A 14,034-nucleotide genomic window follows, 5' to 3' on the forward strand; every position below is an offset into this window, starting at 1 on the left:
CTTAACTTGCTTCCAGTGACTTGTTGATACGCAGCGCCAGCAGCGTGCAAATCACCCCGGACAGCAGATAAACGCTGACATAAGCCAGGCCGAATTTGGCCGACAGCCCCAGTGCCACCAGTGGCGCGAAGGCGGCGCCGAACAGCCAGGCGAAGTCGGAGGTCAATGCCGCTCCGGTATAGCGGAAGCGGCGCTGGAAGTTGGCGGTGACGGTGCCGGAAGCCTGGCCGTAGGACAGACCCAGCAGAACGAAGCCGACCAGAATGAAGATATCCTGCTGTACCGCGTTACCGTCCATCAGCAGCGGGGTGAACAGACTGAAGATCCCGATCAGCACCGCCAGCGAGCCGACGGTGTTGCGTTTGCCGATCCGTTCCGCGATCCAGCCGGAGGCGATGGTGCCGAAAATCGCCAGGATTGCCCCGATGGCCTGCACGATCAGGACATCCGGCACATTCTGGGAGCCGTTCAGTACGATCCAGGACAGCGGGAAGATGGTCACCAGGTGGAACAGCGCGTAGCTGGCCAGGGCGGCAAAGGCGCCAATGAAGATGTTGTAGCCCTGTTCTTGCAACATTTTGCGCGTGCTCAGAGGTTCCAGCTCGCTCTCTTCCAGCGCCGCGGTGTACTCATGGGTCAACACCAGCCGCAGGCGGGCGAACAGGGCCACCACGTTGATGGCGAACGCCACGAAGAACGGATAGCGCCAGCCCCAGCCAAGGAAATCCTCGGTGGACAGGCTCATATACAGAAACAGGAACAGGACGCTGGCCACCAGGAAACCGATAGGGGCGCCCAGCTGGCCGATCATGGCGAAGCGGGAGCGGCGGTTTTTCGGCGTGTTCAGCGCCAGCAAGGAGGGCAGGCCGTCCCAGGAGCCGCCCAAGGCCAGCCCCTGCAAAATACGCAGCAGCGACAACACCAGGATGGCGTAGCCACCCAGTACCGCGTGGCCGGGCAGGAAGGCGATGCCCGCGGTGGCGGTGCCGAGCAGGAACAAAGCGGCGGTCAGTTTGACGCTTCGGCCCCAGTGGCGCTGGATGGTCATGAACAGCGCGGTACCGAAGGGGCGGGCGATGAAGGCGAAGGAAAAAATGGTGAAGGCGTACAGCAAACCCTCCAGGCGGCCGGCGAAGGGAAAAAACACCGACGGGAACACCAGAACCGAGGCTATTCCATAAACAAAGAAGTCGAAGTACTCTGAGGTGCGCCCGATCACCACGCCCACGGCGATCTCGTTCGGCGCCACGGCCTGATGGGCCTCGGGAGCGGAAGAGTAGGAGGGCACGGCGGCGGCGTCGTTAGTTGTTATCATTGCTGTACCTCACGGAATCAAGTCCAACCGATCATAATCACTTTCTCGATATCGTGACACCATTGGACAAAATGTCCAATTCAACATTCCGGGCTGGAGGCGTACAGTGCGCGGCACCCTGGACTACTTACAATACTCGGCAATGCCAATTCTCAAGCTAGTACGCGGGATGTCACTGGCCGCCGCCGTCGCTTTGCTGGCGGGGTGTGATGCAGTGGTCATGTCACCATCCGGTGATGTGGCCGCCCAACAACGTGATCTGATCGTCTGGGCCACGGTGTTGATGCTTCTGGTGATCGTGCCCGTCATCATCCTTACTCTGTTGTTCGCCTGGCGCTACCGTTCTTCCAACAAGGAAGCGACCTACAAGCCGGATTGGGACCATTCCACGGTGTTGGAACTGGTGATCTGGGGCGTGCCTCTGTTGATTATTATCGCCCTTGGGGCGATGACCTACGTCAGTACCCATAAACTGGACCCGTATCGCCCGCTGGATCGCATCGCGCCGGGCAAGCCGGTGCCCGAGGACATGGAGCCGCTGGTGGTGGAAGTGGTCTCCCTGGACTGGAAATGGCTGTTCTTCTACCCGGAACAGGGCATCGCCACGGTCAATGAACTGGCGGCGCCGGTGGACCGTCCGATCCGCTTCAAGATCACCTCCTCGTCCACCATGAACTCCTTCTTCATCCCGGCGCTGGCCGGCCAGATCTACGCCATGGCGGGCATGGAAACCAAGCTGCATGGGGTGATCAATGAAGAGGGCGTCTACGACGGTTTCTCCGCCAACTACAGCGGCGCCGGTTTCTCGCACATGCGCTTCAAGTTCCATGGCCTGAGCGAAGCCGGCTTCGATGAGTGGGTGGCGAAAGTCGCCGCCGAGGGCGGCACCCTGGATCGCGACGTTTATCGGGAGTTGGAGAAGCCGAGCGAGCGCGAGCCCGTACACTATTATGCCGAGGTGGATCCCACGCTCTACGACGCGATCCTGAATCTCTGCGTGGAGCCCGGCACGATGTGTATGAAAGACATGATGATGTTTGGTCACGGTGGCCACCACGGTGGTCATGGCGGTGACAAGGCCGACAAGGCTGAAGGCCACGGTGGTCATGGTGACCATGCCGCCGGGCACGAACAGCATCAGTGATGGAATGACACGGTCTTCCATCGTTCCGATACACCTTTCATGAAGCGCCTTGGGCGTCGGTGTGCAAAATGTTTGATCAAATCGACCTGACCAAGCTCATTTTCGGTCGCCTCACCTGGGAGGCGATTCCCTATCATGAGCCGATCCTGATCGCCACGTTCGCCGCGGTGGTCCTCGGTGGTATCGCGCTGCTGGGCGCGCTGACCTATTTCCGCCTTTGGGGTTACCTGTGGCGGGAATGGTTCACCAGCATCGACCACAAAAAGATCGGCATCATGTATATCATTCTGGCCCTGGTGATGCTGCTGCGCGGCTTCGCCGACGCCATCATGATGCGCATCCAGCAGGCCTGGGCTTTCGGCGACTCCGCCGGTTACCTGCCGCCGGATCACTATGATCAGATCTTTACCGCCCATGGTGTGATCATGATCTTCTTCGTCGCCATGCCTCTGGTGACCGGCATCATGAACTACGTGGTGCCGTTGCAGATCGGGGCCCGCGACGTGGCCTTCCCGTTCCTCAATAACTTTTCCTTCTGGATGACCACCTCCGGCGCCGTGCTGGTCATGGTGTCCCTGTTCATCGGTGAATTCGCCAAGACCGGCTGGTTGGCCTACCCACCCCTGGCGGGCATAGACAAGAGTCCCGGCGTCGGGGTGGACTACTACATATGGGCCTTGCAGATCGCGGGTGTCGGTACCCTCCTATCGGGCGTGAACCTGTTGGTGACCATCGTCAAGATGCGGGCGCCGGGTATGACCATGATGAAAATGCCGGTGTTCACCTGGACTGCTCTTTGCACCAACGTGCTCATCGTGGCCGCTTTCCCGGTGCTGACCGCCGTACTGGCGATGCTGACCCTGGACCGCTATCTCGGTACCAACTTTTTTACCGAAGATCTGGGTGGCAACGCCATGATGTACATCAATCTTATCTGGATTTGGGGTCACCCCGAGGTGTACATCCTGATTCTGCCGGCGTTCGGTGTGTTCTCCGAGATCGTTTCCACCTACTCCGGCAAGCGTTTGTTCGGCTATGCCTCCATGGTCTACGCCACCGTGGTGATCACCGTGCTGTCCTACCTGGTATGGCTGCACCACTTCTTCACCATGGGGTCGGGAGCCAGTGTGAACTCGTTCTTCGGGATCACCACGATGATCATCTCGATCCCCACCGGGGCCAAGGTGTTCAACTGGCTGTTCACCATGTATCGCGGCCGTATCCGCTTCGACGTGCCGATGCTGTGGACCGTGGGCTTCATGGTTACCTTTGTCATTGGTGGCATGACCGGGGTGCTGCTGGCGGTGCCGCCGGCGGACTTCGTGCTGCACAACAGCCTGTTCCTGATCGCCCACTTTCATAACGTGATCATCGGCGGTGTGCTGTTCGGCATGCTGGCGGCGATCACCTATTGGTTCCCGAAAGCCTTCGGCTTCAAGCTGGACCCGTTCTGGGGCAAGGTCTCGTTCTGGTTCTGGCTGACCGGCTTCTACTTCGCCTTCATGCCGTTGTATGTACTGGGCCTGATGGGCGTGACCCGCCGCATGAGCCAATTCGATGATCCGTCCCTGCAGATCTGGTTCCAGGTGGCCGCGTTCGGCGCCGTGCTGATCGCCATCGGTATCGCCGCCTTCCTGATTCAGTTGGTGGTGAGCTTCATGCGCCGGGAGTCCTTGCGTGACGAAACCGGTGATCCCTGGGATGGCCGTACCCTGGAGTGGTCCACCTCCTCGCCGCCGCCGGCTTACAACTTCGCGTTCACCCCGCGTGTGCACGATCTGGATGCCTGGTGGCAGATGAAGCAGCACGGCTACAAGCGTCCGGAGAGCGGTTTCCTGCCGATCCACATGCCCAAGAATACCGGGGCCGGGATCATTCTGGCGGGCATCAGCACGGTGCTGGGCTTCGCGCTGATCTGGCATATGTGGCTGCTGGCCGGCGTGTCCTTCCTGGGGCTGCTGGTGGTGGCCATCGGCCACACCTTCAACTACAACCGCGACTACCACATTCCGGTGGAAGAGGTAGTGCGCGTGGAAGCGGAACGGACACGGGTACTCGCGAACCATGGTTGATACGACTCAAACTCAACAAGCGCAAGGGCAGCCGCTGCAGTTCTACGAGACCGAGGAGCATCACCCGCAGACGGGCACGATGCTGGGTTTCTGGCTGTATCTGATGAGCGACTGTCTGATCTTCGCTTCTCTGTTCGCCACTTATGGGGTTCTGGGCCGCAGCTATGCCGGCGGCCCCACCGGCGCCGAGCTGTTCGATCTGCCGCTGGTGGCGATGAACACCGCGCTGCTGCTGCTGTCCTCCATCACGTATGGCTTCGCCATGCTGGAGATGCAGAAGAACCGGGTGCGCGGCACCATCGGCTGGTTGCTGATCACCGGCTTGTTCGGTGTCGGCTTCCTGAGCCTGGAATTGTATGAGTTCGCGCATTTGATCCATGAAGGCGCGGGCCCGCAAACCAGCGCCTTCCTGACCTCGTTCTTTGCTCTGGTGGGCACCCACGGTCTGCACGTGTTCTTCGGTATCGTCTGGCTGGTTACTCTGTGCTTCCAATTGCGCAAGCATGGCCTGATTCCGGAGAACAAGCGTCGCGTGGCCTGTCTGTCCATGTTCTGGCACTTCCTGGACGTGGTCTGGATCGGTGTATTCACCTTCGTCTATCTGATGGGAGTGCTGGTATGAGCGAACATCACGACAACGTTCACGAGCATCACGCCCACGAACACCATGGCGACGAGCTGCCGCACGCCGATTTCAAAAGCTACATGATCGGTTTCATCCTGTCGGTGATCCTCACCGCGATCCCGTTCTGGATCGTGATGGGCGGCGTGTTCGAGACCTCCAGCACCACCGCCCTGGTGATTCTGGGGTTCGCCGCGGTGCAGATCGTGGTGCACATGATTTACTTCCTGCACATGAACTTCCAATCCGAAGGCGGTTGGAACATGTTGGCTCTGATCTTCACCGCGGTGATGGTATTCATCACCCTGGCGGGGTCGTTGTGGGTGATGTACCACCTTAACGTCAACATGATGCCCGGCCTGATGGAATCGGTGCACGGACAGTGAACCAACCCTCGCGCCCACGGCCCGCCGTGAGCCGCCCGCGCCGGGCGGCGCGGCTGGCGTGGATGCTGGTGGCGGTGGCCGCGTTCATCGGGCTGGTGTTCCTGGGCAACTGGCAGGTGGAGCGCCGGGCTTGGAAACTGGACCTGATCGAACGCGTCTCCAGCCGCGTGGACGCTCCGGCGGTGCCCGCCCCGGGCCCCGCCGAGTGGCCGCGAATCAGCCGCGAAGAGTATGAATATCAGCACGTTCAGCTCAGCGGCACCTTCCTTTCCGATCGCATCTCCCTGGTCCAGGCCAGCACCGAGCTGGGCAGTGGCTACTGGGTGATGACCCCGCTGAAACGGGACGACGGCACCGTGGTGCTGATCAACCGCGGCTATGTTCCCCAGCAACAGCGCGACCGGGCCGCCGCCGGCGCCTGGACCCCCGAAGGCAAGGTGCGGGTCAGCGGCCTGCTGCGCTTGAGCGAGCCCGGCGGCGGTTTTTTGCGGGACAATGTCCCCGCGGAGAGCCGTTGGTACTCCCGGGATGTGGCCGCCATTGCCCGGACCCATGACCTGACCCGGGTGGCACCGTACTTCGTCGATGCGGATGCCGGGCCGGCGCCGGCGGAGGGACCGGTGGGCGGGCTGACCGTGGTCTCTTTTCACAACAATCACCTGGTCTATGCGGTCACCTGGTATACCCTTGCCTTGATGGTGGCCGCGGGCGCTGTGTTCGTGCTTCGTGAGGAACTGCGGTCACGGCACTAGGAGCCTGTTCAGGGGCCAACCTCTCAGGAGAAGGTGACGATGACAGCCACGAAGGGGGCCGCGGCGGCGGTGCAAAGCCCCCAGCCGATTCCGGCGCAACGCGAGACCGACGACGGTGACGCCACCGGGCGCAAGAACATGCAGCAGTTGATCCAACTGCGCTGGATCGCCGTGCTGGGTCAGATCGGCACCATACTGCTGGTGCGGTACGGTTTTGGCATTTCGTTGCCGATGGCGTTCATGCTCGCGGTGCTGGCGGGGCTGATTGGGTTCAACCTGCTCAGCATGTTGCGGCTGCGGTGGTTGCGCCGGGATGTCAGCAACGGTGAACTGTTCCTGGCGCTGCTGGTGGACGTGGCGACACTGACGATGCAGCTTTACGCCAGCGGTGGCGCCACCAACCCCTTTATTTTCCTGTATCTGCTGCAAGTGGTGCTGGCCGCGGTGCTGTTGGAGGCGTGGTCCACCTGGACCATCCTGCTGGTGACCGCGGGCTGCTTCGTCTGGCTGGAATTCGCCGGGCTGCCCCTGGTGATGCCGCCGGATTACGAACGGGGGCCGCTGAGTCTGTATATCCAGGGGATGTTGATCTGCTTTGTTCTCAACGCCGTGCTGCTGGTGATTTTCATCAGCCGTATTACCCGCAACCGGCGCGAGCGGGACGCGCGGCTGGCGGATCTGCGTCAGCGCGCCGCCGAGGGGGAGCACATCGTTCGCATGGGGCTGCTGGCGTCCGGCGCCGCCCACGAACTGGGGACGCCGCTGGCGACGCTGTCGGTGATCCTGGGGGACTGGCGGCATATGCCGGTGTTCAAATCCGATCCGGATCTGCTCGACGAGATCACCGAAATGCAGACCCAGGTGCTGCGCTGCAAGTCCATCGTCAGCGGTATTTTGCTGTCCGCCGGTGAAGCCCGGGGTGAGTCCTCGGAAGAAACCACCGTGCATGCTTTCCTGGACGAGCTGGTGGAAGAGTGGCGGGCCACCCGCCCGGTGACCGGGTTCGATTATCACAACGCCTTTGGCGAGGATATGGATATCGTTTCCGACTCGGCGCTCAAACAAAGTTTGTGCAATGTATTGGATAATGCCCTGGAAGCCTCCCGTGACTGGGTGGGGCTGCAGGTGAGCCGTGACGGCGAATCCCTGATACTGACGGTTCTGGACCGGGGGCCGGGCTTCAGCGAGGAGATGCTTGGCCGTATTGGCCGTCCCTATCAATCCACCAAGGGGCGCCCCGGCAGCGGCCTGGGGCTGTTCCTGGTGGTTAATGTGGCGCGTACCCTGGGGGGTAACCTCACCGCCCGCAACCGGCCGCACAAAGGTGCCGAAGTGACGCTGACGTTGCCACTATCGGCGATTGCCCTGGAGGAGGAGCATGGTGAACGAGCATAACCAGCATGAAGACAGCGCGGACACCCTGTTGATTGTCGAGGACGATGCCCCCTTTGCCCGCACCCTGGCCCGCTCTTTCGAGCGCCGCGGGTACGCGGTGATCAGTGCCGATGGCATGGAATCGATGATGACGCTGCTGGAGAGTCACTCACCCCGTTACGCGGTGGTGGATCTCAAGCTGAAGGGGGAGGCCACCGGGCTGTCCTGCGTCCAGGCCTTGCACGCCCATGATGAGGATATGCTGATCGTGGTGCTGACCGGTTACGCCAGTATCGCCACCGCGGTGGAGGCGGTGAAGCTCGGCGCCTGCCATTACCTCGCCAAGCCTTCCAATACCGATGACATCGAAGCCGCGTTTCATCGTGCCGACGGCAGCACCGAGGTGGAAGTGGTGGGACGGCCGACCTCGATCAAGACCCTCGAGTGGGAGCGCATCCACGAAACCCTGGCGGAAACCGGTTTCAACATTTCCGAAACCGCGCGCCGGCTCGGCATGCATCGCCGCACCCTGGCCCGCAAGCTGGGCAAACAGCAGGTGAAGTAGGGCGGCACGCTATTCGCCGGGGCGTGTTGCGCCCCGGCCCAGCACGTCCTAGAATCCGGTCTCAATACAAAAAGCCGAAGGAAAGCCGGTGAGCCGCACCGACCTCCAAATCAAGTTCCTGCCCCGTTCCGTCGCCGCCTGGCGATGGTGACGCTCTTCGCTTGCCGCTTCTACTGCCGATAGCGGCACCCCTCGCGTTTTATTTCCGTCTACAATCTGTCGTCTGTATCAAGATCGGGGACCACCATGTCACCACGAAATCTGGATGAGTATGCCCGCCAGGGTTACACCCGCGTACCGGTGGTACGCGAAGTGCTGGCGGATCTGGACACGCCGCTGTCCGCCTATCGCAAACTGGCCGCCGGGCCCTACAGCTACCTGTTCGAATCCGTGCAGGGCGGGGAGCGCTGGGGGCGCTATTCCATGATCGGCCTGCCAGCGGCGGAGGTGATCCGCATCCACGGCCAGCGCATTCTGATTACCGATGCCGACGGCGAGCGCCAGTTGGACGTGCCGGATCCGATCGCCTGGATCGAGGCCTACCGGCAGGAATACAACACCCCGGAGATCCCCGGTCTGCCCCGTTTCAACGGTGGTCTGGTGGGCTACTTCGGCTACGACAGCGTGCGCTACTTCGAGCCGCGTCTGGGGCCGGCGCCGGGGGAGGATGTGCTCGGCGTACCGGATATCCTGCTGATGCGCTCCGAGGAAGTGGTGGTGTTCGATAACCTGCGCGGCAGCCTGTTCCTGATCGTGCAGGTGGACCCGGCGGACAGCCACGCCGAAGGCCGGGCGCTGCGCCGTCTGGACGAGCTGGAGGCGAAGCTGCGGGCGCCGTTGTCCGAGCCCGGCCACCATCGCTATGGCGAACCGGTGGGAGAAGAGGATTTCGTCTCTGAGTTTCCCCGCGACCGGCATGGCCAGGCGGTGGAAACGATTCGTGAATACATCCTGGCGGGAGATGTGATGCAGGTGGTGCCAGCGCAGCGCATGAGCTGTGAATTCCCGGCACCGGCCATGGATCTTTATCGCGCTTTGCGCTATCTCAACCCTTCCCCCTACATGTTCTATCTGGACCTGGAAGATTTTCACATCGCCGGCTCCTCGCCGGAGATTCTCACCCGGGTCGAGGGCGATACCGTCACCGTGCGGCCCATCGCGGGTACCCGCAAACGGGGGGAAACGCCGGAGCGGGACCGGGAATTGGAAGAGGAACTGCTGGCGGATCCGAAGGAACTGGCCGAACACCTGATGCTGATCGATCTGGGCCGCAACGATGTCGGCCGGGTGGCCAAGCCAGGGGAGGTGAAGCTGACCGAGAAAATGGCGGTGGAGCGCTATTCCCACGTGATGCATATCGTCTCCAACGTGGAAGGCAAACTGCGCCCGGAACTGGGGCCGCTGGACGTGCTGCGGGCCACTTTCCCCGCCGGCACCCTGAGCGGCGCGCCGAAGATCCGCGCCATGGAAATCATCGACGAACTGGAACCCACCAAGCGCGGTGTCTACGGCGGCGCCGTGGGCTATATCGGCTTCGATGGCGACATGGACATGGCGATCGCCATCCGCACCGCGGTGGTCAAGGACGGCCGGCTTTACGTGCAGGCCGGCGGCGGAGTGGTGGCGGATTCCCAGCCCGATCTGGAATGGAAAGAGACCATGAACAAGGCCCGTGCCGTATTCCGCGCGGTGAACATGGCCCTGGGCGGGCTTAATCTGGACGAGGGGGAACGCTGATGCGGGTCTTGATGATCGATAACTATGACAGCTTCACCTATAACCTGGTCCAGTACCTGCAGGAACTGGGGGCCGAGGTGCTGGTGCATCGTAATGACCAGATTGATCTGGCCGGGATGGAGACGGTGGGGGCGGACCGGCTGATGATCTCGCCGGGGCCCTGCTCGCCCAACGAGGCCGGTATTTCCGTGGAGGCGATTCGCCATTTCGCCGGCAAGCTGCCGATTCTCGGCGTCTGTCTGGGACATCAGTCCCTGGGGCAGGCGTTCGGTGGAGAGGTGGTGCGTGCCGGGCAAGTGATGCACGGCAAGACCTCGTCGGTGCACCATACCGGCCAGGGGGTGTTCGCCGGCCTGCCGAGCCCGTTCACCGCCACTCGCTATCATTCCCTGGTGGTGGCCCGGGAGACACTGCCCGAATGTTTTGAAATCACCGCCTGGACCGAGAATGAGCAGGGCGAAATGGAAGAGGTCATGGGCATGCGGCATAAAGAGCTGCCCCTGGAAGGGGTGCAGTTCCATCCAGAGTCGATTCTGACCGAGCATGGCCACGCCATGTTGAAGAACTTTCTCGAGCACGGGGGGCAATAACAATGAACATTCAGGACGCGCTGGCGCGGGTGGTGGAGCATATCGATCTGTCCACCGAGGAAATGCGGGAAGTAATGCGCCAGATCATGACCGGCGGTGCCACCGACGCTCAGATCGGCGGTTTCCTGGTGGGGTTGCGGATGAAGAGCGAATCCCTGGACGAGATCACCGGTGCCGCCATGGTGATGCGCGAGCTGGTGAAACCGGTGACCATCGAGAACCGCCGCCATCTGGTGGATATCGTCGGTACCGGTGGTGATGGTGCCAATCTGTTCAATGTATCCTCCGCCAGCGCCTTCGTCGCCGCCGCCGCCGGCTGCCGGGTGGCCAAGCACGGTGGCCGCTCGGTCAGTTCCAAAAGCGGCTCCGCGGACTTGCTGGAGGCCGCCGGTATCGATCTTGACCTGACCCCGGAGCAGGTGGCCCAGTGCGTGGACGCGGTGGGAGTGGGGTTCATGTTCGCTCCCGGCCATCACAGCGCCATGAAATACGCCATCGGCCCGCGCAAGGAGCTGGGCATGCGCACACTGTTCAATATTCTCGGCCCGATGACCAATCCCGCCTCCGTCCAGAGGCTGGTGGTCGGCGTCTTCTCCGACCGGCTTTGCCGGCCCATGGCCGAAGTCATGGGACGCCTGGGCGCGGAGCACGTGATGGTGGTGCATGGCCATGATGGCCTGGACGAGATCACTCTGGCGGGGCGCACGCATGTGGCGGAATTCCGGGATGGTGAAGTACGGGAGTTCCAGATCACACCGGAAGACGTGGGCATCGAGTCCGATTCCCTGGTGGGGCTGGACGTGACCGATCCCGAGGCGTCGCTGGCGCTGATCCGGGATGCGTTCGGCAAGCGCACCGGGCCGGTGTCGGCCAAGGCCGCGGACATGGTGGCCCTGAACGCCGGCGCGGCGATCTATGTGTCCGGGGTGACCCGCACACTGGCGGAAGGTGTGCGGATGGCGGATGATTTGATTCATAACGGTGAAGCCGCCGAGCGCATGCGGGAACTGGCCCAGTTTTGCCGTGCCTTGAAAGCGGCGGATTGAGAGCGGCGGGTTGGACAGGATTTAACATAAGCCCTTTGAACATCCCCCGCCGGGAGCGTTCTAATGGGAGTGGCTTGACCACCCTCGATAAAGAAAGCGGGCCGGCGCACGGCCCGCTCAGACAGCCAGGAGCGGCCATGAGCAACGGCACCATTCTTGATCGCATCATCGAACGTAAAGAGCAGGAGATCGCCGACGGCAAACGCCGTTACAGCATGGGGGATTTGCGGGCGCTGGCGGAGAATCAGCGTCGGGCGAGAGGTTTCCATCGCAAGCTGTATGATCGCGTGGCCGAGGGCAAACCGGCGGTGATCGCGGAAATCAAGAAAGCCTCCCCCAGCAAAGGGGTCATTCGTGAGGACTTCGATCCGGTGGATATCGCCCGGCGCTATGAGGAAAATGGCGCCGCCTGCCTGTCCGTGCTCACCGATCAGGAGTTCTTCCAGGGGCATGAGGACTATCTGCGCGCCGCCCGTAACGCGGTGTCGTTGCCGGTACTGCGCAAGGATTTCATTGTTGACCCCTGGCAGGTGTTCGAAACCCGGGCCATGGGGGCGGACGCCATTCTTCTGATCGTGGCGGCACTGTCCGATGCTCAGATGGATGAGCTCTACCACGCCGCCCAGCAGGCCGGCTGTGATGTGCTGGTGGAAGTGCACTCCGGTGAGGAGCTGGAGCGGGCGATGAAGCTGAACGTGGAAGTGGTCGGCATCAACAACCGCGACCTGCGCACCTTCGAAACCCGTCTGGACACCACTCTGGAACTGGCTCCGCAAGTACCCGCCGATCACCTTGTGGTCACCGAGAGCGGCATCCACACCCGCGCCGACGTGCGCCTGATGCGTGACAACGGAATCCACGGTTTCCTGGTCGGCGAGGCCTTCATGCGCGAGGAAGACCCCGGCGCGGCGCTGAAAAAGCTGTTTTTCTAGTTAATAGTGAACAGTGAATAGTTAGCAGCGAAAATCAAAAGCAAAGAAAAAGCCAAGAGGCCGCTCCAACTTCTGGACGCGGCCTCTTGGCTTTCAGTGTCCGCGGCGCTTTATCCGCGAGCTATTCACTGTTCCCTATTAACTATTCGCTGCCTTCATCAGCGCGTGCCATACACCACCATGGTCTTGCCCTTCACGGACACCAGGCCCTGTTCTTCCAGATTCTTCAGGACCCGGCCGACCATCTCGCGGGAGCAGCCGACGATCCGGCCGATCTCCTGGCGGGTGACCTTGATCTGCATACCATCGGGATGGGTCATGGCGTCGGGCTGCTTGCACAGGTCCAGCAGGGTGCCGGCGACCCGGCCGGTGACGTCAAGGAACGCCAGGTCGCCCACCTTGCGGGTGGTGGCGCGCAGACGGCCGGCCAGTTGCGCCGATACGGCGAACAGAATGTCGGCGTCTTCCCGGGTCAACTGACGGAATTTGGCGTAGCTCACCTCGGCCACTTCGCACTCGGTTTTCGCTTTCACCCAGGCGGAACGGGAAGGGTCGCTCTCGAACAGGCCCATTTCACCGAAGAAGTCACCTTCGTTGAGATACGCCATGATCATTTCGCGACCGTCGTCGTCCTCGATCATCACCGTGACCGAGCCACGGAGAATGTAATAAAGGGCGTCGGACTCATCGCCAGCGTAAATAATGGTGCTCTTCGCCGGATACCGCCGACGGTGGCAGTTGGCCAGAAAGTGGTCCAGATTGGGAATAATCTTGTTGCCGTCGCTCATGGGGTCTCTGCTTAAGCCAGAAGAATGTCTTAGCCGATTAAGCTCAAGGATATTGCCTGTTTTTCACATCGCTGCCAAGGGTAGGAGCCCGCGAGAGCTCGAAGGGGTGACGCCGGTCCGCTGTTGGGGGCGGGCGGAGGTGGTAAACAGGGTGGCGTGGAGACCATGAGCAGGCTCTAAGGGTATGGTCGCGGGGTCGCTCTGTGGTAATCTGCGCGCCCATTTGGGGGCGGGCCCGGCGGGCCGCTCCGGTGCCGAGCAGGAGTAGGTGATGAAAGCTGTGGTTGAATGGCAGGGCGAAGCCTGTTTTCAGGCGGAATCCGGTTCCGGTCACACCATCCTTATGGACGGTCCGCCCGATCATGGCGGCCAGAATCGCGGTGCGCGCCCGATGGAAACCCTGCTGATGAGCGTTGGCGGTTGTTCCGCGTTCGATGTGGTGCATATTCTGCGTAAATCCCGTCAGAACGTGACAGGCTGCCGCTGTGAGCTGAGCGCGGAGCGGGCGGAGGATGAAGTCCCCGCCGTATTCACCAAAATTCATTTGCACTTCGTGGTATCCGGCGAGGATCTCAAGGAGGCGCAGGTGAAGCGGGCGGTGTCATTGTCGGCGGAGAAATACTGCTCCGCGTCGATCATGCTCACCCGTGGTGGTGTGGAGGTCACCCACAGCTATACCATCGAAGCCTGAGCGGATACCCTTCGCCAAGG

14 protein-coding genes are annotated in these 14,034 nt (G+C 61.7%); 12 read left to right on the forward strand and 2 right to left on the reverse strand.

Annotated elements, in window-relative coordinates; translation table 11 throughout:
- Position 1: 1 nt before the first annotated feature.
- Complete coding sequence (locus RYH70_RS04880; protein ID WP_022994130.1) at positions 2-1,315, reverse strand: MFS transporter; 1,314 nt, start codon at positions 1,313-1,315, stop codon at positions 2-4.
- A gap of 106 nt (positions 1,316-1,421) precedes the next feature.
- On the opposite strand from RYH70_RS04880, the gene cyoA reads away from it, so the two are divergent.
- The 11 genes from cyoA to trpC all read left to right on the forward strand — a co-directional run bounded on the left by cyoA (position 1,422) and on the right by trpC (position 12,535).
- Positions 1,422-2,459, forward strand: a complete 1,038-nt coding sequence (cyoA, locus tag RYH70_RS04885) for a ubiquinol oxidase subunit II (protein WP_231504736.1) — start codon at positions 1,422-1,424, stop codon at positions 2,457-2,459.
- Between the two features lie 68 nt (positions 2,460-2,527).
- Positions 2,528-4,531, forward strand: coding sequence for a cytochrome o ubiquinol oxidase subunit I (gene cyoB, locus RYH70_RS04890; protein ID WP_022994128.1), 2,004 nt, complete (start codon positions 2,528-2,530; stop codon positions 4,529-4,531).
- Positions 4,524-5,153 (forward strand): cytochrome o ubiquinol oxidase subunit III, encoded by a 630-nt coding sequence (cyoC, locus tag RYH70_RS04895; RefSeq protein WP_022994127.1) that lies wholly within the window; start codon positions 4,524-4,526, stop codon positions 5,151-5,153. Before cyoB ends, cyoC begins: the two co-directional genes overlap by 8 nt.
- The gene (cyoD, locus tag RYH70_RS04900) at positions 5,150-5,539 is read left to right on the forward strand and encodes a cytochrome o ubiquinol oxidase subunit IV (RefSeq protein ID WP_022994126.1); all 390 of its coding nucleotides are present in this window, start codon (positions 5,150-5,152) and stop codon (positions 5,537-5,539) included. Before cyoC ends, cyoD begins: the two co-directional genes overlap by 4 nt.
- Positions 5,536-6,291, forward strand: a complete 756-nt coding sequence (locus tag RYH70_RS04905) for an SURF1 family protein (protein ID WP_231504737.1) — start codon at positions 5,536-5,538, stop codon at positions 6,289-6,291. Before cyoD ends, RYH70_RS04905 begins: the two co-directional genes overlap by 4 nt.
- Positions 6,292-6,330: 39 nt before the next feature.
- Positions 6,331-7,686, forward strand: coding sequence for an ATP-binding protein (locus tag RYH70_RS04910; RefSeq protein WP_022994124.1), 1,356 nt, complete (start codon positions 6,331-6,333; stop codon positions 7,684-7,686).
- On the forward strand, positions 7,670-8,230 hold the full coding sequence (locus RYH70_RS04915) for a response regulator transcription factor (protein WP_022994123.1): 561 nt from the start codon (positions 7,670-7,672) through the stop codon (positions 8,228-8,230). Before RYH70_RS04910 ends, RYH70_RS04915 begins: the two co-directional genes overlap by 17 nt.
- A gap of 246 nt (positions 8,231-8,476) precedes the next feature.
- Positions 8,477-9,967, forward strand: coding sequence for an anthranilate synthase component I (trpE, locus tag RYH70_RS04920; protein ID WP_026949651.1), 1,491 nt, complete (start codon positions 8,477-8,479; stop codon positions 9,965-9,967).
- A complete protein-coding gene (locus RYH70_RS04925; RefSeq protein ID WP_317009861.1) occupies positions 9,967-10,557 on the forward strand; it encodes an anthranilate synthase component II in 591 nt (196 codons plus the stop codon). The genes trpE and RYH70_RS04925 overlap by 1 nt, the downstream gene beginning before the upstream one ends.
- A 2-nt stretch (positions 10,558-10,559) precedes the next feature.
- Entirely contained in the window at positions 10,560-11,603 is a 1,044-nt protein-coding gene (gene trpD, locus RYH70_RS04930; protein WP_055099689.1) for an anthranilate phosphoribosyltransferase, read from the forward strand.
- Positions 11,604-11,740: 137 nt separating this feature from the next.
- The gene (gene trpC, locus RYH70_RS04935; RefSeq protein ID WP_022994119.1) at positions 11,741-12,535 is read left to right on the forward strand and encodes an indole-3-glycerol phosphate synthase TrpC; all 795 of its coding nucleotides are present in this window, start codon (positions 11,741-11,743) and stop codon (positions 12,533-12,535) included.
- A 158-nt stretch (positions 12,536-12,693) separates the two neighbouring features.
- Here trpC and crp read toward each other — a convergent pair whose 3' ends face one another.
- Complete coding sequence (gene crp, locus RYH70_RS04940) at positions 12,694-13,323, reverse strand: cAMP-activated global transcriptional regulator CRP (RefSeq protein WP_014993366.1); 630 nt, start codon at positions 13,321-13,323, stop codon at positions 12,694-12,696.
- A gap of 271 nt (positions 13,324-13,594) precedes the next feature.
- Between crp and RYH70_RS04945 the strand changes: the two genes are divergently transcribed.
- A complete protein-coding gene (locus RYH70_RS04945; protein ID WP_014993367.1) occupies positions 13,595-14,014 on the forward strand; it encodes an OsmC family protein in 420 nt (139 codons plus the stop codon).
- The last annotated feature ends 20 nt before the right edge of the window (positions 14,015-14,034 follow it).

This window comes from Alloalcanivorax xenomutans (genome assembly GCF_032810065.1).
Taxonomy (GTDB): domain Bacteria; phylum Pseudomonadota; class Gammaproteobacteria; order Pseudomonadales; family Alcanivoracaceae; genus Alloalcanivorax; species Alloalcanivorax xenomutans.

What these genes read in the sequence shown, in the direction of transcription:
- trpD (WP_055099689.1), top strand. Translation starts at nt 10,560, where the DNA reads ATGAACATTCAGGACGCGCTGGCGCGGGTGGTGGAGCATATCGATCTG.
- trpC (WP_022994119.1), top strand. Translation starts at nt 11,741, where the DNA reads ATGAGCAACGGCACCATTCTTGATCGCATCATCGAACGTAAAGAGCAG.
- RYH70_RS04880 (WP_022994130.1), bottom strand. Translation starts at nt 1,315, where the DNA reads ATGATAACAACTAACGACGCCGCCGCCGTGCCCTCCTACTCTTCCGCT.
- RYH70_RS04915 (WP_022994123.1), top strand. Translation starts at nt 7,670, where the DNA reads ATGGTGAACGAGCATAACCAGCATGAAGACAGCGCGGACACCCTGTTG.
- crp (WP_014993366.1), bottom strand. Translation starts at nt 13,323, where the DNA reads ATGAGCGACGGCAACAAGATTATTCCCAATCTGGACCACTTTCTGGCC.
- cyoD (WP_022994126.1), top strand. Translation starts at nt 5,150, where the DNA reads ATGAGCGAACATCACGACAACGTTCACGAGCATCACGCCCACGAACAC.
- cyoC (WP_022994127.1), top strand. Translation starts at nt 4,524, where the DNA reads ATGGTTGATACGACTCAAACTCAACAAGCGCAAGGGCAGCCGCTGCAG.
- RYH70_RS04910 (WP_022994124.1), top strand. Translation starts at nt 6,331, where the DNA reads ATGACAGCCACGAAGGGGGCCGCGGCGGCGGTGCAAAGCCCCCAGCCG.
- RYH70_RS04925 (WP_317009861.1), top strand. Translation starts at nt 9,967, where the DNA reads ATGCGGGTCTTGATGATCGATAACTATGACAGCTTCACCTATAACCTG.
- RYH70_RS04945 (WP_014993367.1), top strand. Translation starts at nt 13,595, where the DNA reads ATGAAAGCTGTGGTTGAATGGCAGGGCGAAGCCTGTTTTCAGGCGGAA.
- trpE (WP_026949651.1), top strand. Translation starts at nt 8,477, where the DNA reads ATGTCACCACGAAATCTGGATGAGTATGCCCGCCAGGGTTACACCCGC.
- cyoB (WP_022994128.1), top strand. Translation starts at nt 2,528, where the DNA reads ATGTTTGATCAAATCGACCTGACCAAGCTCATTTTCGGTCGCCTCACC.